This is a genomic window from Streptomyces sp. NPDC020747 (assembly GCF_044334695.1).
In the GTDB taxonomy this organism is placed as follows: Bacteria; Actinomycetota; Actinomycetes; order Streptomycetales; family Streptomycetaceae; genus Streptomyces.
In genome coordinates this window covers 19,864-42,793 of record NZ_JBIRTJ010000033.1, presented here as the reverse complement: position 1 = coordinate 42,793, position 22,930 = coordinate 19,864, and the positions used below count along the sequence as shown (strand labels likewise).

Sequence of the window (22,930 nt, the reverse complement as noted above, 5' to 3'; positions counted from 1 at the left end):
AGTCTATTTACGCAACTTTACAGGTCAGATACCTCATGGCAAGAGAGATCTCGGTACGGCAGGGAGGCCCGGCAGTCATGGAGTGGACAGGCGCGCGGTATGCGGACAAGCCGACGGTCGAGGTCCACACCTGGATTGCCGCCCCGCCCACGCAGGTGTGGACCTTGGTGGCCGACATCGAGCTGATGCCGCGTATGAGCGCCGAACTGCAGTCGGTGCAATGGCTGGACGGCAGGAGTGGCCCTGCCCAGGGAGCCCGGTTCGTCGGCCGGAGCAAGCACGAGGCGTTGGGGGAGTGGGCCACCACATCTCACATCGTGGAGTACGAGCCGCCCCGGGTGCTCACCTGGGCGGTCGAGGACCCCGAACACCCCACGGCTGTCTGGCGGTTCACTCTCGAGCCGCAGGACGGCGGCACTCTGCTGCGGGAATGGATGCAGATGGGGCCGGCCCGCTCGGGTTTGTCCTTCGCCATCGATCGCATGCCGGAGAAGGAGCAGAAGATCGTCTTCGTACGCATGCGGGAGTTCGAGGCCAACATGACCGCCACCCTCGAAGAGATCAAGAAACTGTCCGAGAGCGCCCGGACTTCGGGAGAGACGAGTCTCTGATGCGTACGTCCACCACGATCGAAGCCTCCGGTGGTGACTGGCGGGAGATCGTCGACTACGTCACCGAGGCGGAGAAGCTCGGTCTGGACATCTGCTGGGTGGCGGAGGCGTGGGGCTCGGAGGCGCCCTCGCCGTTGGGCTACCTCGCCGCGAAGACCGAGCGCATGCTGCTCGGCTCCGGAATCATCCAGCTCGGCACCCGCACGCCGATGGCCATCGCCCGCGCCGCGATCACACTCTCGCAGATCTCCGAAGGGCGCTTCCTTCTTGGGCTCGGCCCCTCCGGACCGCAGGTGATCGAGGGGCTGCACGGTGTGCCGTTCCCCCGGCCGTTGTCGCGGATGCGCGAGACCGTCGACATCGTGCGACAGGCCGCGACCGGAGAGAAGGTCTCCTACGCGGGGCGGGAGTTCCGGATCCCGCTGCCGGGTGAGGCGAAACCCATGCGTCTGTCGATGCGCGCCGAGTACGACATCCCCGTCTACCTGGCGACCCTCTCGCCGAAGATGCTGCACCTGACCGGCGAGATCGCCGACGGCTGGCTGGGCACCAGTTTCGTACCCGAGGGCGCCAAGGAGGCGTACTTCGACCACCTGGACCAGGGGCTGGCCGCCGCCGGTCGCAAGCGCGCGGACCTGGATATCTGCCAGGGCGCCGAGGTCGCCTTCGCGGACGACGAGGACGTGTTGCGCGCGATGGTGGCCGGACGCAAGAAGGAGCTGGCCTTCAGCCTCGGCGGTATGGGTTCCGCGAGCACGAACTTCTACAACAACGCCTACAGCCGCCAGGGTTGGGCCGAGGTGGCGGCCGAGGTCCGGACACGTTGGCAGGCCGGTGACCGGGACGGTGCGGCCGGTCTGGTCACCGACGAGATGGTGCTGGCTACCACGCTGATCGGAACCGAGGACATGGTGCGCGAGCGCCTGCGAGTGTGGCGCGACGCCGGTGTCGACACCGTGCGTTTCTATCCCGCCGGCGAGACCCTCGACGTCCGACTCGCCACCCTGGGACGAGCCATCGAGCTGGTCCGCGACATCGAGGACGAAGCGGCACGGTAGCGCCAGGCCCTGATGACCGGGGAGGGCCGCTAGGCGCCGGCGCCTTCCACAAGGCACCGGTCGAGGTCAACTGTGGGTGCTGATGCCGTCGGCCGCCAGGCCCGACAACAGCAGGGTGATCGCACGGAACGTCCTGGTGAGGGCTTCCTCCCGGTCCGCCGCGGTGGCGATGATCTGGTTGCCCTCGCACAGGCCGGCCAACAGCAGCCGGGCGACAGTGGCCACGGGAACGTCCGGTTGCAGATCACCTCGTTCGGCCAGAACGGTCAGCAACCGTTCGATCGGCGGCTGGGCGACGGTGTCGTTGATGTGCCGGTACTGCTCTCCCAGGACGGAGGGCGCCTGGGCCATCAGCTCACGGTGCAGGGGGTCGTCGATGGTCCGCCGCAGGAAGGCGTGCGTGAGGTGGGCCACCGCGGTCATGGCGGGCTCGTCCGGTGCGGCACGGACCGCCTCCGCCGTTGCGTCGCCCAGGGCCCCGACCTGCTGGATCAGCTCCGTGTAGAGCTCGGCGAACATCGCTTTCTTGTCGGGGAAGTGGTGGTAGAAGGTGCCCTTGCTCACCTGTGCCGCCCCGGTGACGGCTTCGACCGAGGTGCCCGCGAACCCGTTGTCGACGAACAGCTTGCGCGCGGTCGCCACCAGGTCCGCCCGGGTCTGCTCCGCATACATCTGTCGTCGGTTTGGCCCTCTCATGCTCACCATCGTATATTTATTGACCCAAGGTCAGTGAATGACTTTAGGTCAGTCGATGGTCGTCGCGACCATACCCTCCGGAAGGCAGGCGGAGCCGTGGAAAAGCGCAGGATCGTATTGCTGGGCGCAACGGGGTACACCGGGCGGCGAGTGCTCCGGGAACTGCTCGCGCGAGGTGAGAAGCCGACCTTGATCGGGCGAAACCGAACCAAGATGCTGACCCTGGCCGATAGCTACGAGACGGAGCTGTCGGTGGCCGAGGTGGATGTCACCTCGATGGCCGACCTCTCGCGGCTCCTGGAGCCGAACGATGTGGTCGTCTCCACGGTCGGGCCGTTCATGCAGCTCGGTACGGCCACGGTGACGGCGGCGGCGCTGGCAGGGGCGCACTACTTCGACTCCACGGGGGAGGGAACCTTCGCCCGCCGCGTCCTCCTCGAGCTGGACTCCGTCGCGGCCGCCCGGGGAGCGACCCTCGTGCCCGCGTTCGGCTACGACTACGTGCCGGGCAACCTCGCCGGCGCCCTCGCGCTGACCAGGGCGGGTGAGCGGGCACGTCATGTCGAGATCGGCTACTTCGTCACCCGTTCGGGGCACGGGGACGAGCTGCTCTACAGAAGCACTCTGCGCGACGCCTACACCCTGTCCACGGGAGGCACACGTCAGACGCTGGTCGGCGCTGCGGCCGAGGACGGCTTCGCCTACCGACCCCCGCGGCCCGGGGTTCCTTCCCGTCTGGTCGACGAGCGTGCCGCCAAGCGCGTGCGCACGTTCCGCTATGCCGGTGTGAAGCGTGCGGCCATGACCGTCCCGGGCTCGGAACATCTCGGGCTGCCGGAAATCTTCCCTCAGTTGGAGAGCGTCGAGGTGGGCCTGGGCTGGCTCGGGCGGTGGACGCGTCCGGTACAGATCGCCGCCACGCTCCAGGCGCCCCTGCTGCGGTCGGCGAAGGTGCGGGCCGCGGTGACACGGTTGTCAGGGCGGCTCCCGGGAGCGCAGCGCGAGCCGGACAGCGACGGCCGATCCCTCGTGATCGCCGTCGCCCGCGACGACTCGGGCCGGCACCTGGCCAGAACGGCCCTCACCGGACCCGATCCGTACGAGATGACGGGATCCCTCCTGGCGTGGGGCGCCGTCCGCGCGGCGGCGCAGGATGCCGTCCTGAAGCCGGGTGTGCACGGCCCGGTCGCGGCCTTCGGGCTCGAGACCCTCAGGCTCGGTGCCGCCGAGGCCGGAGTACACGAAGTCGACGAGGCGTCGGCCCGCCGCCGATGATTGCTCCGTGGGCATAGATCACGGCGTCGTGGTGCTGAAGCGGACATCGTCCGGGTGGCTGCCGTCGAGGTGGGGACCATTCGGTCACCTCCCTCGTACTCCGGGGATCTCCCGCGGCGAGCGATGGCGGAAGCCACCGCTGTTGAGTTGATGAACAGGTGGTTCGATCGGGAGCGAGTCGGCCCCTCGCGGGGAGCCGGCCGTCCCAGCGGAAAGGAAGCCGTCCATGGACGAGCAGGGTGAACGCTTCGACGTCGTCGTACTCGGTGCGGGCCCCGGCGGATACGTCGCCGCCATCCGGGCCGCCCAACTGGGCAAGAGCGTCGCGGTGGTCGAGGAGAAGTACTGGGGCGGCGTCTGCCTGAACGTGGGCTGTATCCCCACCAAGGCCCTGCTGCGCAACGCCGAGCTCGCGCACATCTTCACGCGCGAGGCGAAGACCTTCGGCATCAAAGTCGAGGGCGAGGTCTCCTTCGACTACGGGGAGGCCTTCCGCCGCAGCCGGAAGGTCGCGGACGGCCGGGTCAAGGGCGTCCACTACCTGATGAAGAAGAACAAGATTACGGAAATCAGCGGTCGCGGCACGTTCCTCGACCCGCGCACGCTCCAGGTGGCCGACTACGAAGGCAACACCCGCACCATCGGCTTCGACCAGTGCATCATCGCCACCGGAGCGACCCCCAAGCTGCTGCCCGGCACCCGTCGTACGTCGCGTGTGGTGACGTTCGAGGAGCAGATCCTCGCCGAGGACCTGCCGCAGTCGATCGTGATCGCCGGCGCCGGGGCCATCGGTATCGAGTTCGCCTACGTGCTGCACAACTACGGCGTGAAGGTCACCGTCGTCGAGTTCCTGGACCGGATCGCCCCGCTGGAGGACGCCGAGGTCTCCGCCGAACTGGCCAAGCAGTACCGGAAGTTGGGCATCGACGTTCTCACCTCGACCCGCGTCGAGTCGATCGACGAGTCCGGTCCGCAGGTCCGTGTCACGGTCACCGGCAAGGACGGCGCCCAGCAGGTCCTGGAGGCCGACAAGGTGTTGCAGGCGATCGGCTTCGCGCCGAACGTCACCGGCTACGGCCTGGAGAACACCGGCGTCACTGTCACCGACCGCGGCGCGATCGACATCGACGGCCGCTGCCGCACCTCCGTCCCGCACATCTACGCCATCGGCGACGTCACCGCGAAGCTGATGCTCGCGCACGCGGCCGAGGCGATGGGCGTGGTCGCCGCCGAGACGATCGCGGACGCGGAGACCATGGAGCTGGACTATGTGATGATCCCGCGCGCCACCTTCTGCCAGCCACAGATCGCCAGCTTCGGCTACACCGAGGCGCAGGCGAGGGAGAAGGGGTTCGACGTCCAGGTGGCCAAGTTCCCGTTCACCGCGAACGCCAAGGCCCACGGGCTGGGCGACGCGAGCGGCTTCGTGAAGCTGATCAGCGACGCCAAGTACGGCGAACTCCTAGGGGGCCATCTCATCGGCCCGGACGTCACCGAACTGCTCCCTGAGCTGACCCTGGCCCAACAGTGGGACCTCACGGTCCACGAGGTCGCCCGCAACGTCCACGCACACCCCACCCTGGGCGAGGCGGTCAAGGAAGCCGTCCACGGCCTCGCCGGCCACATGATCAACATGTAGTAGGGCGCCGCCCCCTAGAAGTGCGCCGTGAGTATGGCCCGGGTGGTCCGTCGCGTTACCGACCTGTGCGCGAGACGGAGCGTGCGCTGTCTTGGCGCTCATGGTGGTGGCGGTCACGTTGGCGCCGCACAGACGCCCCAAGAGGCGCCCGGCTCCTCTCATCGCCAACGGGGCCCGGGCGAGGGCGGTATGACGGCCGCTGCCGACGATCGTACCGATGGCGCGCACGGTGCCAGCGTGTCGAAGATGAATGGCGGCACCTATTCACTGGCAGCCGGTTCGAGACATGAATCGACCGACGAAGGTGACTGGACGCCGCAGGCCGCGCAGAGAGGACACTGTGGCGCCGGAGGCCCTGTCCATGACCTTCGGTGTCGCCCGACCGGTTGAGATGGAATGCGGCCTCGCGGGCGTTCAACAGCACGTTCAGCGGCACGACCACAGCCCGGAACTTGAGGATGCCGAAGCAGATGCCGGAGAGATAGGGCAGGTTGGGGCAGGACAGTGCGACCTTGTCCCCCGGCCGGATCCCGCGCGAGACGAGCAGCTTCGCGACCCGCTTGGCCGCGGTGTTGATGCACCGTACGTGACGTGGTCGTCGCCGAAGACGATCGTGGTGTGCTCCGGGTAGCGGGGCGCGGAATCCGTCAGCGGTCGTGACACGTGGCGGCTGGGACTCGGAGTGGGCGGTCGGGGTCTAGATGAAGGCAGGAGGCGCCACGAAGCCCTCCACTTCCCGACCCAGCAGCGCGGCGAACTCGATGGTGGTGAGATCGCCCCCGCTGGGGCCCATCGCCTGCAGACCGATGGGCAGTCCGTTCCTGCCCTTGCGCACCGGGATGGTCGTCGCCGGGCCCCCGGAGACGTTGGCAACGGCGCTCCACTTGACCTGGTCCCAGTAGGGACGTCGCACGCCGTCGACTTCGTAGGGCCGTCCGAACCAGTCGATCAGCTTGTTGTGGTGGGCGGGGGCGGCTGTCGGGGTGACCGGCATGAGCACGATGTCGAAGTCCTGGAAGAACTCGAACCACCGCTGCCGGATCTCATTGCGCACCATGTGGGCCTGCAGCCAGTGGTAGTGGGACTGGAAGGTTCCGTGCAGGGCGGGGCCGGCGTCGCCCCGGGGGTGCTGGACGAACCGGGCCAGCGTTGCGGCGCTGGGGGCAGGAGCGAGGCCGGTGCGGTCACCCGCGCCGAAGAGCAGGGGCTGGAAGGCCTTCCGGTGATTCGTCGCGAGATCGACGGGGAGGCTCGCGGGCTGGACGGTGACCTTCGCACCGGCCGCCCGCAGCACAGTGACCGCGTCGTCCACGGCTGCCGCGATGTCGCTGTCGACCGGACACGAGGGATCCTCACCCCAGACGGCGACCCGGAAGTCGGCGAGCTTGGTCGCGCGCGACGGTGCGAGCGTGTAGCTGAAACCGCCGTCGTAGTCGGCCGTCCCGACCGTTGCCCGCAGGATCGGGACGAGGTCACGGGCGTCGCGGACCTGCGCGCCGCCGCAGGCCATGTCGGCGTCCGTCCATCGTCCCGTGCCCGGGCCGTAGGGCACATGCCCGATGAGGGGTATCGACCGCCAGGTCGACTTGTGCCCGTACAGGCCGTTGAAGTGGGACGGGATCCTGGTCGATCCGCCGATCTCCGAGCCGAAGTCGAACGCCGTGAGGCCCGCGGCCGTGGCGACGGCGCCGCCCCCGGCGGACCCGCCCGAGGTGCGGGTCGTGTCCCACGGGTTCGATGAAGGACCGAACACGGGGTTGTCGGCCTGGACGTCCTGATTGCCCGGAGGCATGTTGCTCTTCCCCATGATCACGGCGCCGGCCGAACGCAGCCGCTTGACTGCCTCGGCGTCCTGGTCGGGCACGTAGTCCTTGAGGTCTGTTCGCCCGCAGACGGTGCGCATCCCAGCTGTCTCGAAGCTGTCCTTGACCGTGATCGGCAGGCCATGCAGCGGACCGAGGTCCCGCCCCGCCGCCCGCGCGGCGTCCGCTTTCCCGGCCTCGCGACGGGCACGCTCGGAGTCGAGGGTCACCACCGCGTTCAGTGCGGTGTTGTGGATGGCGGTCCGCTCGAGATAGAGCTCGATGAGTTCCCGGCTCGAGATCTCACCCGCGGACAGTGCGCGTGACTGCTCCACGGCGGACTGGAAGGGGACCTCACTCACGGCATGCCTCATCCCTGGCCCTGACGGCGTCAATCAAATGTGCATCGTAATATTACATTCGACAGACCATAGGCTTGGGGTGGGGCGCAAGGCAATGGCCTTGCGGAATGAAGAACGGCACTCGCTTCATGCCCTGCTGGGCGGCCTCGCCGGGGTCCGGTTTCCTCCTCTTTGTTCGGCGCCCTCCGAGAGCAGAGTGGAGCGAAAAGGGCTTAACGGTAATAGGAGGTCTCCCCGGTCCGGAGTGGTATGCCCCGTTCTGATGGAGTCGGGTTGCTGGACCGCTGGCCACCCGGCAGCCTTCGGAGGCCTTGATGCCCCGGTGAGGTCAGTCTCCGAGTCGGTGAGTCCGCGCATGCCGAGCCCGACAAGGGCCGCACCGGCAGCGACAGCGTCGTCCGCCAGGGTCAGAGAGGATCACCAAGCAGGATCGCCGAGGTGGGCCACTGCCCAGTTTCGGAGCTCCTCCAGCGCCGGGCGGATCGCCACTCCGGCCGACGCCAAGCGGTACCGAACCCGCAGTGGCGGCCCTGCCCTCACCTCGCGCACGACGAGGCCAGCCGCCGCCAGGTAGGCCAGCCGGCCGGAGAGCATTCGCACCTTGATCCCGGGAACAGCACGGTGCACCTCGGTGAAATGCACGGGACCATCGAGGAGTACGGCGATGAGCCGACCGCTCCAGAGCTTGCCCAGCGGGTCGAAGATGAGCGTTGTCACCGTGTCCACCTGGCGGCTCTTACGTCCGCGCCCTGCTCGCCCGACAGGTCACGCCCCTTCATGGCTTCCCTTTCGCTGTGGTCGTGTGGCCAGAGTGCCACTGACGCTGATCGGGAACGCCGCGTCGCGGTCTCTCCTCTTCGCCTGGTGAGTCACCGACAGGCGGGTGTGCCACGGTCGCCGACGCGATGCGTGGGCCCCGGGGCTTTCGCGGCTAGCGAGGCCCGACGGTGCCAGTGGTCGGTTCGGCGGGAATCGATCGACACGATGGGGGCTGTGACGGTTGAGCGGGAAGTGCCGCGGCCAGGCAGACCACATGCCCCGGACCGTGCACACGATGCGGGACGGAAGGGGAACCGACGGCATGCGGCCGCCAACGGCAGGATCCGCGGCTCAGGCTGCCGGCACTGCGGGCTGGGCGACGAGGGAGGCGTCACCGCCCTGGACGGCGTCGCGGGCACGGGCGGTCGCCTCGTGGGGGACTCCGAGGGGGATTGCGCTGACGTCGGACAGGCGCGCGAACTGCTTCGGCGTGAGTTTGACGTCCAGGGCGCCCAGGTAGTCGTCGAGCTGGGTGAGGCTGCGCGGGCCGATGATCGGCACGAACGAGGTCGATGCCTGGACGGCACGCTCACGGAGCCAGGCCACCGACACCTGGGCCGGCGTCGCGCCGCTCTCCTCGGCGATGGCCAGAACGGTGTCGACGACGGTGGTCTTCTGGTCGCTGCTCTCGGTGTGCACGAGCGTCTTGAAATCGGTCAGCCGTCCCTCGGTGCTGCGGCGGTACTTGCCCGTCAGCAGTCCGCCGCCGAGCGGAGACCAGAGTGCGGCACCGAGGCCCAGGCTTTCGGCCATCGGCAGCAGTTCGCGGTCGGGGGTCCTCTCGACGAGGCTGTACTCGATCTGGATGCCTGTGACCGGTGCCCAGTTCTTCAGGTCCGCGAGGGTGGCAGCGCGGGAGACACGCCAGGCGGGGAAGTTGGACAGGGCGGCGTGGAGGATCTTGCCGGAGCGGACCAGGTCGTCCAGCCCGCGCAGGATCTCCTCCATGGGCGTGAGGTCGTCGGGGAAGTGAACCCAGTACAGGTCGATGTAGTCGGTACCGAGGCGCTTCAGACTCGCCTCCAGCGAAGTGACCATGTTCTTGCGGCTGTTGCCCGTCCTGGAGATGCCGGGCTGCGGGCTGGCCCCGTTGGTGAACTTGGTGGCCAGGACGAAGTGGTCCCGGTCGGCGGCGACGAACTTGCCCACCAGCTCCTCCGACTCACCGAACTGGTAGCCGTCCGCGGTATCGAGAAACGTTCCGCCGGCCTCGGCGAACCGGTCGAACATCCGACGAGCCTCGTCCGGCTCCGCCCCGGCACCCCAGCCGGTGCCGAAGTTCCCCGTGCCGAGCGCGTACTCGGAAACGCGCAGTCCAGTCTGTCGTCCGAAGGTCGTGTAACGCATCAGGTCTCCTTTGTGACGATTTCGCATCGATGATCGGGATGAGCGCTGGCGGTCAGGGCTATCGCCTGGCAGGGCGATCAGAGGGGTGCCGAGCAAGCCCTGCATGGGGATTCGGCGCCGAAGAGCCATCGATCCACGTACGGCGCGCTGCCAGACCGAGCCAAGTAAGGCGATCGGTCTACTTGGGGTACACCGTAGCTTGCCCATCGACCCATGTAAAACGATCGGTATCCTCAAGGCTATGACCGAATCTCACCCCGTACGTCGGCGCCATGGGCGTGGCGCCCGGGAGCGGATCCTCAAAGCGGCGACCGAGCTGTTCACGGCTCAGGGGATCAACGCGACCGGGATGGCTCAGCTGTCGACCGTCGCCGAAGTGTCGAAGCGCACTCTCTACGTGCACTTCCCCAGCAAAGACGAGCTTGTCGGGGCATACCTGCAGTCCCTGACAACCTCTCTCTCCGCAGTCCCCCCGCTGCCCGCTCAACCGGCAACGAGCCCGCGTGAGCAGCTCCTCTCCGTATTCGACCGGAAGCCGCCGGAAACCACCGCTCCGCTCCGGGGGTGCCCGTTCCTGAACGTCAGCGTCGAGATGCCCGACCCCGGGCATCCCGCCCATCAGCTAGCCGCGGCGTACAAGAGGGAGTTCGCCCGCCACCTCACGGACATCGCACGGCAGGCCGGCGTCGCCGACCCGGAAACCCTCGGTGAGCAACTGGCGCTGCTATTTGACGGCGCGGCCGCACGCGGCACTGCCCTCAACAGCAGCCACACAGCCGCGTGCGCGCGATCCATCGCGGAATCGTTGGTCGATGCCGCCCTCGCCGATGTCCGCCCGGCATCTCCGTGATGAGGTCGGCGACCTACCCGGCGAAGTCTCACCATCCGTGACGAACGGCAAGACGGGCCGACCGTCTCGAAGCCGTTGACCAGGTAGGCACGTGGCCTTGAAATGCCGGCCAACAGCCCGCGCAATTCGGGGCAGGCGTGGGGCTCCAAGGATCCCAGTACAGCTCGAAGTCCCGAAGGTGCATACGGGCCCTCGCTGCAAGTGGGGGAGTCCGCCGTCACCGGGCTTCTGGGCCGCGGGCAGACTCGGATGCAACTCCGCGCCGAGCATGCACGGTTGCTGCGCGAGCCGCGGCGCTCCGCGTACGTTGCGTTCACCGAGTGCTTCCAGGAGGTGCACGCCCTCCATACGGAGGCAGCCATATCCGTGTCTGCGGAGGCGGGGGAGCCGGACCGCGGCAGGCTGCTTCGCGATGCCGACGGAGCCTATGAGCGAGCCGGTGAACTGCTGCACGGTGAACTCCAGCAACGGCAGTCGGCCGTTACTGTCGAAGGTCCGCCCGTCGTCACGACTGCCGCGTTCGAGGCGGAGGATGCCCTGCTCGCTTCGCGCGTCGAGTTGTCCCGCTGGATCCGGCAGTTGGAGCGCGGAGCCACTGCGGAGGATCGCGAACGCGTGGCGGACGACGCGCTGTTGGCCGTGCACCAGCCGCTCGTGCGGTTTCTGAACGCGGCTTCTGCGGCCCTGGCGGAGGATGGCCTCAACCTTTAGCGAACGCCGCGCGGACGCGCCCCTCTCTGGTAGGAAGGCACCCCGGGGACGAGTCAATACCCCCTCTTGCTGGGTGCAGAAGGGAAACGAGGTCATGACTGAGCAGGCTGGAGTTTCCGGGCGGGCTGATGGCACGGTCCCGCCGCCGGCCCGCCCCACGAGCGACACGGCGCACCCTCAGCTAGCCCCGCTGGACGTCGAAATTCTCCGCTGGATGGGTCAGGACGAGTCCATCGCCAACATCGGGGCCAGGGTGAGTGTCTCGCGCCGTACCATCTCGCGCCGGATCCAGCGGCTCATGACACTCCTGGGCGCCGTCGACCGCAGGGAGTTGGTGGCCAAGGCCGCGCAACAGGGGCTGATCTAGGGCCTGCAACACCGACCCGAGATGGGCCGCCACTTCCCTCACGGCAGCAGCGGGTGAGACGTTCGTGGTGTGGGCCGCTGTCTACGATGCAACCTTCTTCGCGAAGGACGACGCTGCCGGCGGCGCGGAGGGCGGATGGCCTATAGGTGACATTCAGAGTTGTGCGGGCTGTATGTGCGGTACGCATCGCCCGGTTGGCTATGGCGGTGACAACTGGGCTCTGGCAGCGATCACGGGGGCGGTCGCGGCGTGTCACGCCAGAAGGATCATCTTCCGCAACAGTCCGAATTCAGCCCGGCCGTACAGCTGCCTCTTGATCTTCTTGATGCGGTTCACGGCGTCCTCGGTACCGCCCGAACCTCAGCTGAGCATGAGCCCGGCGGCGACGGCGCAGAGGGGCACCTACCGGTAATCAGCGCATTGTAGTCAAGATTCTGCGGCGTAGAGGAGTCACCGACTATCGCTGCTACCATCGGGATTACTTTTTGACCGTTTCTCAAGTTTCTCCTCAGCTTCGACTTCGCATGCTTTGAGGTCATTGAGGGTCGTGGACTCGATCAAACCCGACAAGAGGGCTTGAATAAGGATGTCGTTGGCCTGTCGGCCGCGCATCCGCCCTCTCCTCATAAGAGCCGAGGCCACCGTCAATCCCAGGAGGAACCATGGGTCCTGAACTATCGCCATAGCCGCAATTAAACCTCCTATGGCGATACCAACATTGAGGCGCAGATCCCCCTCTGCTATCAGTCGGTCATACTCGTCAAACAGGCCATCGTGGACGACATGGAGCCTCGTTGCCAGCTGGGCGAGTTCTCCCTCTAGCTCGTCACAGACGTCGTCAGCGGACCGGTCGAACTGTGCCTTCAAGGATCTGTCGGGTGGCTCTGGACGCACCGTTTGCCGAATCATCTGATTGATCATCATGGAGTCAACCCTTCGCATCAATTGGCTGTAAGCAACTCCCGTTGCAAATCGCATCTCTGGACGTACCTTGACTGAAGCGATGCTAAAAAGAGGAGGGTGTCTGACTGAGATAGTCACGATGCTGCCCACGAGGTAAGCACCGAAAATACCGACAGTGGTCAATGTGGGTTTTCCGAGCTGATCGACAAGAACATAGATACGCCTAACCGCGCCGCTAGTTTCTTGCTCTTCCGGAAAGTGTTCGCCCGCAACGATCCAGATCGCCGTGATCCACAGTATGCCCGTGGCGAGCGGCGTGCGGATCTCGCGAAGTCCCGGCAGGAAACTGACCAGCATGATGTATAGAGTCCTGCAGAATTAGTCAATGCGGTAGGTGGAGAGGGCGGTGAGTTCTTGGTCATGGCCGGGTTCAATCAGCGGAGCATTGGCCGTCACTGCGTATCACGCCAGAAGGATCATCTTCCGCGACAGTTCGAATTCGGTAAGGCCGTACAGCTGCCTCTTGATCTTCTTGATGCGGCGCACGGTGCCTTCGGTACCGCCCGGGCTCCAGAGGAGCGTCAGTCCAGCGGTGACGGCATCGAGATCATTGGTGAGCCCTCGGGCGAATCCGGTCAGGCCGGGCAAGTCCGCCGCGAGGCTCTCGTTGATCCAGGCGGGCGGGAGGACGCCGGTCTGCTGCGTGAGCATGTCACCGAAGTCGCGGAAACCCCGCGAAGCCCTTGATGGGTGGCGGTGCGGTTCGTTGGGCCTGGTGTATCCGGTCCTCCAGGAGGGGGCCTCGGCGATGTTGGATCAGGTCGGTGAACGCGCGGGCGAAGTCGCAGGCTGCGGTGGCTGTGGAGCGACCGCCGTGCGGACTCCGTCGGGGAGGCTTGGGGCCCAATGCACGCGAGCAGCGCGCGCCCTCGCGAGTCCCCTGACCGCTCCTTCAGATTCGTTCAGCGTCTGTTCAGCGGGTCTGTCGCACCCTGAGACAGCCAGCTCGGCCGCACGCAGTGGCCGGGGGTTGCGGCGAGAGGATGCGGCATGAAACGCAAGGGAAAGTGGATCGTGGGCGCGGTGCTCTCGGCCGCCCTCATCGGAGGTGGTACCGGCATCGCTGTAGCCACGACCGGTGGTGACGACAACGAGACACCCATCTCGGTACCCGCGCTGGAGAAGGCGAGCGCCGCGGCACTCGCGTACACCGGAGAAGGCAAGGTTACGGACTCCGAGGTCGGCGACGAGGAGGGCTACTACGAGGTCGAGGTCACGCTCGACAGCGGCAAGCAGGCCGACGTACACCTCGACAAGGACTTCAAGGTCCTTGGCAGCCAGGTGGACGGCGGGGACGAGCCGAACGACAAGGACTGATCCCGGCGCGGCGCGCCGCGCCGGACCGCGCCCGTTGCCCGGTGCGGCGCCGGTCAGGGCTCCGGTCGATGGCCGTGTCCAGAGCTGGTGATCCGTGGCGGCCGGGCCGGGCGCGAGGAGGAATCGGCCGCATCGATGAGGCGGCGGTGGGTGTTGGTAGGCGAGTCAGTTCTCGTCCCGGACCTCTGGCGTCAGCGGTTTGTGAGACACGGCCGCTCTCCCCGATGCCGGGCGAGCAGCTCGGACTCTTCGGGCTGGCGCGGGACTTCGCGGGGCCGCGTGCGTGGATGTGGCTGGTTGCCTAGCCAGGTCGGGGATGAGAAGGAGGCCGTGTTGTTCCCTCGGAAGTGTTGGGTCGTGGGCGCCTCTGATCTTGATATGGAGCGAGGAATGTGACGCGGAGACCGTGTGAAGTCGAATGTCGTGCCGGACTCGAACGCCCACGCCATCCGGGTTCCGGAGTCGGCGCCACGGTGTTCCGTCTGCACTTCCACTTCCGCTTGTCTCCGCGCGGGGCTCCCGTAGCGTGGACCATATGCGCGTGCTGATCGTCGAGGATGAGGAGCGGTTCGCGGCCGGGCTCAGGGACGGTCTGGAGGCCGAGGGTTTCGCCGTGGACGTGGCGCTCGACGGGGTGGACGGACTGTGGATGGCGCGTGAGAACGCCTACGACGCGATTGTCCTGGACATCATGCTGCCGAAGCTCAACGGCTACCGGGTCTGCCGGACGCTGCGTGGCGAGGGGAACTGGACGCCGATCCTCATGCTCACCGCCAAGGAGGGCGAGTGGGACGAGATCGAGGGCCTCGACACGGGTGCCGACGACTACCTCACCAAGCCCGTCTCGTACGCGGTGCTGCTCGCCCGGCTGCGGGCGCTGTTGCGGCGGGAGGCACGTGAGCGGCCTGCGGTGCTCGCGGTGGGGGACCTGTGGCTGGATCCGGCCGCGCGCACGGTGACCCGGTCCGGGCGTCAGGTCGAGGTGACGGCACGGGAGTTGGCCGTGCTGGAGTTCCTGATGCGGCGGACAGGTGAGTCCGTGAGCAAGCGGACGATCCTCGACCATGTGTGGGGCGACGACTTCGAGGGCGATCCGAACATCGTCGAGGTGTATGTGCGGCGCCTGCGCAACAAGGTCGATCGTCCCTTCGGGCGGGACTCGCTGCGGACCGTGCGGGGGCACGGGTATCGGTTGGTGCCCGATGGCGGGTGAGCGGCGGGGCCTGCGGGCGGTGCGCATCCGGGCCACGGTGATCGCCGCACTGGCTGTGGCGCTTGCGCTGGTCGCCGGAGGCGCCGTCCTGGTGCTCGGGCTGCGGGTCGAGCTGAGCAACGACGTGCGGGACGCCGCGCGGGCCCGCGCCCAGGAGGTGGCCCGGGTGATCGAGGCGGGGCGGGGAGTGCCCGAGGTGAGCGTGGCCGACGCCGAGGAGGAGTTTCTGCAGGTCGTCGACGAGCGGGGGACGGTCGTCGCGGCGAGCTCGAACATCGAGGGACTGCCGGCGCTGGCCCGGCTCCGGCCCGGCGGTGACACCGAGGTCGACACCCCGATCGACGAGGACCCGTTCCTGGTGGTGGCGGTCGGAGCGCGGGACGGCGACCGGCGCCTGACCGTCCTGGACGGCCGTGCGCCCGCCGGGGTCGCCGAGGCCACCTCCACGGTCACCCGGATGCTGTTCATCGGCCTGCCCGTGCTGCTGGTCCTGGCGGCCGGCGCGACCTGGGCGGCCGTGGGGCGGACGCTGCGGCGGGTGGCACGCGCCGAGGCGGCGCAACGGCACTTCGTCTCGGACGCCTCTCACGAACTGCGCTCACCCGTCGCCACGGTCCGCCAGCACGCCGAGGTGGCTCTCGCCCATCCGGGGCGCGCCGATGCGGGGGTGCTGGCCGGGACGGTCCTGGACGAGGCCGTTCGCATGCAGCGCCTCGTGGAGGATCTCCTGCTCCTCGCCCGCGCCGACGAGGACGCGATCCGGCCACCGCGGCGCCCCGTCGACCTGGACGACCTGGTCTTCGAGGAGGCCCGGCGGCTGCGGGAACGGCCGAACGGTCCACGCGTCGACAGCGGCGGGGTCTCGGCCGGGCGGGTCCTGGGAGATGAGGACGCCCTGCGCCGCGTGGTCCGCAACCTCGGCGAGAACGCCGCCCGCCACGCCCGCTCCCGGGTCGCACTGACGCTCGGCGAGTTCGGCGCAACCGTACGGCTGGACGTGGACGACGACGGCCCCGGGGTGCCGGAGGGGGAGCGGGCCCGGATCTTCGACCGCTTCGTACGTCTGGACGAGGCCCGCGCGCGGGGAGAGGGCGGAGCCGGACTGGGCCTCGCGATCGTGGTCGAGCTGGTGGCGGCGCACGGGGGCACGGTGACAGTGGGGACGGCACCGGAGCTGGGCGGTGCACGCTTCACCGTGAGGTTGCCGGCCACCCCCTGACGGGCGCGGGGCTGCGCACTTGTGCCGCTCCGCCGCGAGGGCGCGACCAGCCACGGAGCGACCAGCCACACGAACCCGCAGCCGCCCACGAACCGCATGCCCCACCCAGGCCGCCTGACAGCACGTTCAGGTGTGTTCAGCGTCCATTCAGTGGGTCGGCGGGACGCTCATCGCAGGCCACAGCCCAGGGAGGCTGCAATGAGCACCAACCGCCACATCCTGCTGACTGGAGTCTCCGTGACTGCCGCGGCGCTCCTGGCCGGTGCGTGTTCGGGAACTACCGACAACGCTGCCGGCCGAACCGGGCCGAGCGCCTGCGTTCACGTCGTCGGCGCGGACACCGGCAGGACGGGCGACGCCTGCCTGCCCACGGCGTCCGCGGCGGACCGCGTCGACCTCACCGCGCCGGGCTTCACCCACCCTACGAAGATCGCGAACCCGCTCCACCCCACCAGCGAGGTCACCCAGACGATCTACGGCGGCCAGGTGGACGGTAAACCCTTCCGTACCGAGGTCAGCCTGCTGCCCGGCACGAAGACCATCGAGGTGGACGGCAAGCCGGTCGAGGCCCGCATCAGCCAGTACGCGGCCTTCTCCGACGGTCGGATCCAGGAGGTTGCCCTCGACTGGTACGCACAGGCCGACGACGGTTCCGTCTGGTACCTCGGCGAAGACGTCTTCAACTACGACAACGGGGTGGTCGCCGACACCGAAGGCACTTGGCAGGCAGGCCGCCGCAACGCACCGGCCGCGATGATCATGCCCGCGGCCCCGGAGAAGGGCAACGTCTACCGTCCCGAGAACCTGCCGGAGATCGTCTTCGAGGAAGTCACCGTACGAGCCGTGGACCAGACGGTCGACGGGCCGTACGGCAGGATCGAGGGCGCGATGACCGTACGCGAACTGCACATGGACGGCTCGACCGAGGACAAGGTGTTCGCACCGGGGTACGGGGAGTTCTCGACCGGCACCGAGGGCGGTGACCTGGAGGCGGTGTCGCTCGCGGTGCCCACCGACGCGAGGCCCGGGCCGCTGCCGGCCCGGCTGACCACCCTGGACCGCGCGGCCGTTGCCGCCCACGAGTCGCCCAGCGCCGCCACCGTCCGCGAGGTCCGCGCCGCGTGGGACGCGTACCGTGCCTCCGACGCCGTACCGGACCTGCTGGAGCGGCAGATGGAGCGTGACCTCGTCACCCTGGAGAAGGCCGGGGACGGTGCGCGGGCGGTGGACCCCGCCCTGCGCGTCGCCCAGAACGTGACGGACCTGCGGCTCCGCTACGAGCCCGTGCCCACGGTCGACCGGGACCGACTCGCCCTCTGGACGCGCCAGTTGACGATCGACGCGAAAGCAGCGAACGAGGGCGCCGTCGCAGGCGACATAACCGCCCTGGAGCTCGCGTGGGAGCGCGTGCGGCACCAGGCCCCGGACGCCCTGTCGGTGGACCAGGACCTGAAGAAGCTCCGCGCGGCAGCCGATGGCAAGGACACGGCCGAAGTGCAGCGGACCACGCCCGAACTCGCCAAGCACATCGCGGAGTTGGAGGGCAAGTAGCCGTCGACAGGAGAGCGCGCACACGGTCGAGTCGGCTCGACCGTGTGATGGTCCGCTTGCTGGCCAGCGGCAGCTTGGGCCGGCCGGATCAACGGGATCGTGCGATCTGGGGTGCCGGGGCCGTATTCCAAGTGCCTCGTTCGCCCCGGTTCTGCCGGGTGCAGCGTGGTTACCCTGCAGGCAGACCGACCCGGCCTTGGGTCAAGCCCCGTGTCCGTGTTCGCCCCGCGGCTACCTCTCGGCCTCGTCGGCGCGTGCGGTTACCGTGGGGCGGTGCCCGGCTCGGCGCCTGTGAACGAGCGTGATGGCCGGGCCTGTTGCCAGGAACAGGGCGAGAGCCGCGTAGCCGTAGGTGAGGGTGGCCAAGGTGGCGACCGCAGCCACCAGCAACGGACCGCCCGCGTCACCGAGTTCACGTCCGAGCTCGGCGGAACCCATGGTCTGACCGAGACGCTCCTGTGGGGTGGAGGCCGCCAGAGCCGCGAAGCCGAGCGGGGTGATCAGACCCGTGCCGGCGCCGATCAGCGCCGCTGCGATGAGTACGCCGGTCAGGCCCGGCAGCATGGCGCAGGCCAGGCCGACGGCCGTGACAAGCAGTCCGATGCCGATCCCGGCGGGGGCGGTGATGCGCCCGGCGTCCAGCGCCCGCCCGGCTCGGGACACCTCTGACGGCCCGCGATCTGGCGGCTGCCGTGATCGGGCCCGGGGCGGGCGTAGTCAGCATCGGCTCCGTCAGCGTCTACGTCCGCCTGCCTGCCGCCGGTCCTGTCGCCACCCGGGTGGCTGCGGTCGGCTTGGTTGTCGTACCCAACCACGGAGACTCCCGATTGCGCTGCTGATCCGGTGCCGGACTGAGGCCGCGGCTGCAGGGGCAGAACCCGCCTCGCGTACGTGCTATGTAACTAAGCGTGCGTAACGGGTACGGTCTGCGCATGCCTATGGGGGAGCACGACACAGAAGGCCCTTCCCGCAGCGGAGTTGGGGTAGGGATGGCGAGCGCCGCCGTGCCGTCGCAAGCGGGACCGCATCCGACAGAGTTCCAGCTGTCGGTCGGTGAGGGAAAGATCCTTCAGTTCAAGAAGAAGCCCCAAATCGCCGCCGTCGCAGAGCTGGTGTGGAACGCCCTGGACGCCAACGCAACGCAGGGCGACGTCGAACTGTGCCGCGAGTGGGACGCCATCACTCAGATCGTGGTGACCGACAACGGTCACGGCATGACGCCGGCACGGGCCCGCGCCGCGTTCGCGGGATACGGCGAAACCTGGAAGACCGGCAAGACGCACACCGAAGGCAACACGCGCATCCTGCACGGCCACAACGGCGAAGGGCGCCTGTACGCCCTCGCTCTGGGCGACCGGCTCACCTGGGAATCGGTGGCTGAGATCGACGGCAGACTCGTCGGGGTCTGGATCGGCGGCAATGCCGACCACTCCACTGTCTGGCAGGCCCAGGAGACGACGCCCGCCCGTGACAAGACCGGTACCGCGGTCCGGATCGACGTTCCCCAGGGCAAGACACTGCGCCGGTTAGAGCGCGACGACGCTGCTGCGAACCTCACGGCGAAGCTGGCGTTCTACCTCATGGCCTACCCCGATGTCTGCGTGACGTTCGACGGCAGGCGACTGGATCCCAGCGACATCATCGTCGGTGAACCCGTCGACCTGCCGCTGAGCCTGCCAGAGGAATACACCCAGGAGGACCCGGCTCCCGTCGTGACCTTCGTGGAATGGAACCAGCGGATGAGCGACCGCAGGATGCTCATCTGTAACGCCGACGGCATCGCCTGTACGAGCAGGGTGGGGAGTGGGCCGACAGTATCGTCAGCTTCACGCCCTACCTGCGGTCCAACCTGTTCAACGACATCTCCGTCGACGACCTGCACGGCCTGCCCATGTCTCGCGGCGGCCTCCTGGATGCAGCCGCCAAGGCCGTCCAGGAACACCTCTCTCTACGCGGTGCCCAGATCTCCGCAGCGGTGGTGCGGCAGCTGAAGGACGAAGGTATCTACCCCTACTCGGGGCCGCCCGCCAGCCGTACACAGGCAATTGAGCGCCAGACCTTTGATGTTGTGGTGACCGTCGCTCGCGACGCCCTCCCGAGTAAAGGCGCAGCGCGCCGGCTCTCCGTGAGTCTCATCCAGACCGCACTGGAAAGCAGCCCCGGCGACCTCCACGCCATCCTGGCGAAGGTTCTCGCGCTCAGTGACGAAGACGGCCGGCACCTGAAGAATCTCTTGGACAGCACCGACCTGACCCATGTCATCGAGGCCGCCACCACCGTCACCAACCGCCTCAACTTCATCGGCGCACTGCGGAAGATCTTTGCCGACCCCCATCTCCGAAAGGACTTGCGTGAAGTCGACCAGCTTCACCCCATGATCGCCAAGAACCTCTGGCTGTTCGGCGACGACTGGAACATGGCCATGAACGAAGTCGGGCTCACCAACGTGCTCCAAGCCCACCTGGAAGACCATTTTGGTGAGGACGTCGTGCTGGAGAACCGGCTCGAAACCGTCACGCAGCCGGACGGACGTTCCGGCCGGGTGGACGTCCTGCTGTTCCGCAGTCGGCGCGACGACAGCTCCACCGAACGGCTCGTCATCGAGCTCAAGCGCCCCAATGTCCGCGTCGGTAAGAAGGAACTCGACCAGATCAAGGGCTACGCCCGGGCCATCGTCGACGACCCGCAGTACAGCGGCGTCGACTGCAAATGGCGCTTCTACCTGATCACCTACGAATACTCGGACAAGATTCTTCGCGACATCCGGCAGAAGGACAAACTGGAGGGCCTCGCCGACGACCACCACGACTACGAAGTCTGGGTCAAGAACTGGGGCGAGATCCTGGAAACGGCGGAGAAGAAACTGCTGTTCTTCCAGCGACAGCTGAACTACGAGGCCACCGACGACCGCGTCACACAGCACCTGCGCGAAAGCTACTCCCGTTTCATCCCGGAGAGCCTCGCCGAGGACAGCCAGAACGGCGCGGCAGCGGCCGGCAGCGACACGGGCACTGAAGCAGAGAGCGCGCAGATCCCCTGACCTGGGGCGGAAGCCCTCATATCCAGGACTCGTTCGTTGAACGGGTGGTGACACCACCGCACCGCAGACTCACGAAGCTCATGGAACGGAATGCGTCGCCGAACGCGGTCACGTGCAGGCCCTCCGCTGCCCTCGGCGGGCGCGCATAGGTGTCCCATGTTTCGGTGAACCGGGCGTGACGTGAGAGGACTTGGACTGTCTTCGGATCATGCTGGCCTGGCCCGCCGAGGATGGTGGTGTAGAAGCCCTTGAGGTCGTGGAAGCGGGTTCCTTCAGGAAGACCGGCTCGGGCGACGACGCGTCGCCACTTCCCGTTGAAGTCACTGCTCTGCACGGGCTTCCCATATCGGTTTGTCACGATGAGGTCTTCGTCCATTGGTTCGACGTGACCCCGGGCCCGACGCTTGCGCGCAGCCTCCTGGGTGATGGGTTCCGGCTCGCTGAAGCAAGCCACATGTGCCGTCAACCGTTCGATCAGAAAGTGATCCACAGGCAGGGTTGCGTAGCTGGCCTTCGTCTTGAGTGGCGCTGCCTTGCCGCGCTGGCGTTGCTCCTGGACGTGGAGGAGATCTTCCTGCCAGTCGACGCGTGAGCGCGTGAGGCCCAGGGCTTCGCCGACGCGTAGTCCTGCGCACGCGCCGATCCATACCAGGACTTCGTAGCGCGGCTCGATCTCCCGCATGGCTACGGCTGCTGCAGCCACCTCATCGGGAGTCAGAGCGACTCCGCTGTCATCGATCTCGGGAAGCTCGATGCGGGACACGATGTTTGCGGGCAGCGGAATATCCTCGTCCGTCATGTAGTGGATGAGAATGCGCCACGTCTTGAAAATCTGGACAACTGTGCGCGCTGATCTGAGGCTGGGTTTCTCCAGCAGGTGATCGATGAAGGCCATCGAGTCACGGCGCCGCAGTGATGCCGGCAGGCGATCCCCGGCGAACGGGAGAATGTGGTTACGGAGATGACTCTCGTAGTTGTTGATCGTGTTGGGTCTCTTTTTCTTCTTCCGTTTGCGCTCAATCATCTGCGCACCGAAGAAGGCTACTCGCGCACCGCGTGCCGACGGGTTCCATCCCGTTGCGGTCGCACCTTCCGCCGTCAACTCGCAGAGCCGGTCGAGAGCCTCCTGCCACGTGCCGAACGATTCTCTGCGTTCCTTCCTGAGGTGATCTACGTAGCGGGCCTGCCAGCGGAATCCCCGTCCGTGGTCTGCTGACGGGTAGAGGGGCCGGTTTCTGGTCCCGCACCTGCAGGGTGTATCGCCGCGGTGGGGTTTCGGAAATGACTTATGCCATCGGTCGAATGGCAGCGCGGGTCTGGCCATATTTTCTCGTTCATTGCTGGTGGGCTGGCGGCCTTGCCGTCACAGGGGGTCTGCCCGTTTGTGCCGGGCAAGGTGCACGGGTGCCGTAGCTGCGGAACTGGTCGTGTGTGCTCACATGCAGGATTTCCCGCTTGGGGCTCGATTATGCACAGCTGTTCATGGTCTGGGGGAAGTGGTGCGGATGGTGTCGCTGTGTGCCAGCACGCGAACCGTCACCAGATCCCCGACTCCTATCCCTCGGTATGCAGATTCGACGACTCAGAGAGGGGCGGGGATACAGCTTGGAAGAGCTCGCGGAGCGCAGCGGGTTGAGTTTCCGTGGGCTCATCTATATCGAGCATGGGCAGCGCAGCCCCAGCGTGCTTACGCTCCTGGATATCGCTGCTGGGCTCGATGTAGAGCCGGGGGAACTCGTCAACCACATCACCCGGGAAGAATCTGGCAAATCCCGGCCTCAGTAGTCCGGGGCGTCAACCAAACGATCGTGGTTTTCCCGGGGTCACGGTGAGCCCGCAGGCGTGATCGTCGCGATGCTTTCGGAGGCCCCGCGGAGGAGGTGCGCGCGAACCTACCGACGCGTCCACTCAGTGCGGCGCCACAAGGCGTGCACGTGGGAGGCGTCCTGCTGTCACGCACGCTCGCCGTGAGGGTCCATCTCCTTGCAGACGTGCCGCAATGACGATCTCGCCCTGCTGTTGGAGTTGGCGATCTGAGGTGTCTTTTCCAGCTTTGGGAGCGGATTTTCCTAACGGGACATAAGTGTTGC

General features: G+C 67.3%; 23 protein-coding genes. 14 read left to right on the top strand and 9 right to left on the bottom strand.

Annotation, left to right across the window (positions count from 1 at the left end; translation table 11 throughout):
- Nucleotides 1-77: 77 nt before the first annotated feature.
- Nucleotides 78-611 (top strand): SRPBCC family protein, encoded by a 534-nt coding sequence (locus ACH4YP_RS46875; protein WP_398497619.1) that lies wholly within the window; start codon nucleotides 78-80, stop codon nucleotides 609-611.
- Nucleotides 611-1,669 carry an LLM class flavin-dependent oxidoreductase gene (locus ACH4YP_RS46870; protein WP_398497617.1) on the top strand — a complete coding sequence of 353 codons (1,059 nt, stop codon included), beginning with the start codon at nucleotides 611-613 and terminating at the stop codon, nucleotides 1,667-1,669. The genes ACH4YP_RS46875 and ACH4YP_RS46870 overlap by 1 nt, the downstream gene beginning before the upstream one ends.
- A 66-nt stretch (nucleotides 1,670-1,735) precedes the next feature.
- Here ACH4YP_RS46870 and ACH4YP_RS46865 read toward each other — a convergent pair whose 3' ends face one another.
- A complete protein-coding gene (locus tag ACH4YP_RS46865; RefSeq protein ID WP_361062770.1) occupies nucleotides 1,736-2,365 on the bottom strand; it encodes a TetR/AcrR family transcriptional regulator in 630 nt (209 codons plus the stop codon).
- A 33-nt stretch (nucleotides 2,366-2,398) separates the two neighbouring features.
- Between ACH4YP_RS46865 and ACH4YP_RS46860 the strand changes: the two genes are divergently transcribed.
- Together ACH4YP_RS46860 and lpdA are read left to right on the top strand one after the other, a co-directional pair.
- A complete protein-coding gene (locus tag ACH4YP_RS46860) occupies nucleotides 2,399-3,640 on the top strand; it encodes a saccharopine dehydrogenase NADP-binding domain-containing protein (protein ID WP_398497615.1) in 1,242 nt (413 codons plus the stop codon).
- A 226-nt stretch (nucleotides 3,641-3,866) separates the two neighbouring features.
- Nucleotides 3,867-5,279, top strand: coding sequence for a dihydrolipoyl dehydrogenase (lpdA, locus tag ACH4YP_RS46855; protein WP_398497613.1), 1,413 nt, complete (start codon nucleotides 3,867-3,869; stop codon nucleotides 5,277-5,279).
- Nucleotides 5,280-5,334: 55 nt separating this feature from the next.
- Here the strand turns inward: lpdA and ACH4YP_RS46850 are convergent, their stop codons facing one another.
- From ACH4YP_RS46850 to ACH4YP_RS46835, 4 genes are all read right to left on the bottom strand, one after another.
- Nucleotides 5,335-5,808 carry a hypothetical protein gene (locus ACH4YP_RS46850; protein ID WP_398497628.1) on the bottom strand — a complete coding sequence of 158 codons (474 nt, stop codon included), beginning with the start codon at nucleotides 5,806-5,808 and terminating at the stop codon, nucleotides 5,335-5,337.
- 168 nt (nucleotides 5,809-5,976) lie between these two features.
- Nucleotides 5,977-7,443, bottom strand: coding sequence for an amidase (locus ACH4YP_RS46845; protein ID WP_398497611.1), 1,467 nt, complete (start codon nucleotides 7,441-7,443; stop codon nucleotides 5,977-5,979).
- 417 nt (nucleotides 7,444-7,860) lie between these two features.
- Nucleotides 7,861-8,160, bottom strand: a complete 300-nt coding sequence (locus ACH4YP_RS46840; RefSeq protein WP_398497610.1) for a winged helix-turn-helix transcriptional regulator — start codon at nucleotides 8,158-8,160, stop codon at nucleotides 7,861-7,863.
- Nucleotides 8,161-8,553: 393 nt separating this feature from the next.
- Nucleotides 8,554-9,609 carry an aldo/keto reductase gene (locus tag ACH4YP_RS46835; protein ID WP_398497608.1) on the bottom strand — a complete coding sequence of 352 codons (1,056 nt, stop codon included), beginning with the start codon at nucleotides 9,607-9,609 and terminating at the stop codon, nucleotides 8,554-8,556.
- 241 nt (nucleotides 9,610-9,850) lie between these two features.
- On the opposite strand from ACH4YP_RS46835, the gene ACH4YP_RS46830 reads away from it, so the two are divergent.
- The 3 genes from ACH4YP_RS46830 (at nucleotide 9,851) to ACH4YP_RS46820 (ending at nucleotide 11,537) form a co-directional block, all read left to right on the top strand.
- Nucleotides 9,851-10,459, top strand: a complete 609-nt coding sequence (locus tag ACH4YP_RS46830) for a TetR/AcrR family transcriptional regulator (protein ID WP_398497607.1) — start codon at nucleotides 9,851-9,853, stop codon at nucleotides 10,457-10,459.
- Nucleotides 10,460-10,708: 249 nt separating this feature from the next.
- On the top strand, nucleotides 10,709-11,170 hold the full coding sequence (locus ACH4YP_RS46825; protein ID WP_398497605.1) for a hypothetical protein: 462 nt from the start codon (nucleotides 10,709-10,711) through the stop codon (nucleotides 11,168-11,170).
- A 94-nt stretch (nucleotides 11,171-11,264) separates the two neighbouring features.
- Entirely contained in the window at nucleotides 11,265-11,537 is a 273-nt protein-coding gene (locus ACH4YP_RS46820; protein ID WP_398497604.1) for a LuxR C-terminal-related transcriptional regulator, read from the top strand.
- Between the two features lie 450 nt (nucleotides 11,538-11,987).
- Here ACH4YP_RS46820 and ACH4YP_RS46815 read toward each other — a convergent pair whose 3' ends face one another.
- Together ACH4YP_RS46815 and ACH4YP_RS46810 are read right to left on the bottom strand one after the other, a co-directional pair.
- Entirely contained in the window at nucleotides 11,988-12,797 is an 810-nt protein-coding gene (locus tag ACH4YP_RS46815) for a hypothetical protein (protein WP_398497602.1), read from the bottom strand.
- A 105-nt stretch (nucleotides 12,798-12,902) separates the two neighbouring features.
- Complete coding sequence (locus ACH4YP_RS46810) at nucleotides 12,903-13,151, bottom strand: transposase (protein ID WP_398497600.1); 249 nt, start codon at nucleotides 13,149-13,151, stop codon at nucleotides 12,903-12,905.
- Between the two features lie 339 nt (nucleotides 13,152-13,490).
- Between ACH4YP_RS46810 and ACH4YP_RS46805 the strand changes: the two genes are divergently transcribed.
- The 4 genes from ACH4YP_RS46805 (at nucleotide 13,491) to ACH4YP_RS46790 (ending at nucleotide 17,800) form a co-directional block, all read left to right on the top strand.
- On the top strand, nucleotides 13,491-13,817 hold the full coding sequence (locus tag ACH4YP_RS46805; protein ID WP_398497598.1) for a hypothetical protein: 327 nt from the start codon (nucleotides 13,491-13,493) through the stop codon (nucleotides 13,815-13,817).
- Nucleotides 13,818-14,352: 535 nt separating this feature from the next.
- Nucleotides 14,353-15,030 (top strand): response regulator transcription factor, encoded by a 678-nt coding sequence (locus ACH4YP_RS46800; protein ID WP_398497596.1) that lies wholly within the window; start codon nucleotides 14,353-14,355, stop codon nucleotides 15,028-15,030.
- Nucleotides 15,020-16,249 carry a sensor histidine kinase gene (locus ACH4YP_RS46795; protein ID WP_398497595.1) on the top strand — a complete coding sequence of 410 codons (1,230 nt, stop codon included), beginning with the start codon at nucleotides 15,020-15,022 and terminating at the stop codon, nucleotides 16,247-16,249. Before ACH4YP_RS46800 ends, ACH4YP_RS46795 begins: the two co-directional genes overlap by 11 nt.
- A 198-nt stretch (nucleotides 16,250-16,447) precedes the next feature.
- Nucleotides 16,448-17,800, top strand: coding sequence for a hypothetical protein (locus ACH4YP_RS46790; protein ID WP_398497593.1), 1,353 nt, complete (start codon nucleotides 16,448-16,450; stop codon nucleotides 17,798-17,800).
- Between the two features lie 231 nt (nucleotides 17,801-18,031).
- On the opposite strand, the gene ACH4YP_RS46785 is transcribed toward ACH4YP_RS46790, so the two are convergent.
- A complete protein-coding gene (locus ACH4YP_RS46785) occupies nucleotides 18,032-18,463 on the bottom strand; it encodes an MFS transporter (RefSeq protein WP_398497591.1) in 432 nt (143 codons plus the stop codon).
- A gap of 326 nt (nucleotides 18,464-18,789) precedes the next feature.
- Here ACH4YP_RS46785 and ACH4YP_RS46780 point away from each other — a divergent pair, with 326 nt between their 5' ends.
- Together ACH4YP_RS46780 and ACH4YP_RS46775 are read left to right on the top strand one after the other, a co-directional pair.
- Entirely contained in the window at nucleotides 18,790-19,791 is a 1,002-nt protein-coding gene (locus tag ACH4YP_RS46780) for an ATP-binding protein (protein ID WP_398497589.1), read from the top strand.
- A complete protein-coding gene (locus ACH4YP_RS46775) occupies nucleotides 19,692-20,840 on the top strand; it encodes a hypothetical protein (protein WP_398497587.1) in 1,149 nt (382 codons plus the stop codon). The genes ACH4YP_RS46780 and ACH4YP_RS46775 overlap by 100 nt, the downstream gene beginning before the upstream one ends.
- 16 nt (nucleotides 20,841-20,856) lie before the next feature.
- Here the strand turns inward: ACH4YP_RS46775 and ACH4YP_RS46770 are convergent, their stop codons facing one another.
- Entirely contained in the window at nucleotides 20,857-21,864 is a 1,008-nt protein-coding gene (locus tag ACH4YP_RS46770) for a tyrosine-type recombinase/integrase (RefSeq protein ID WP_398497585.1), read from the bottom strand.
- 458 nt (nucleotides 21,865-22,322) lie between these two features.
- Between ACH4YP_RS46770 and ACH4YP_RS46765 the strand changes: the two genes are divergently transcribed.
- The gene (locus tag ACH4YP_RS46765) at nucleotides 22,323-22,625 is read left to right on the top strand and encodes a helix-turn-helix domain-containing protein (protein WP_398497626.1); all 303 of its coding nucleotides are present in this window, start codon (nucleotides 22,323-22,325) and stop codon (nucleotides 22,623-22,625) included.
- The last annotated feature ends 305 nt before the right edge of the window (nucleotides 22,626-22,930 follow it).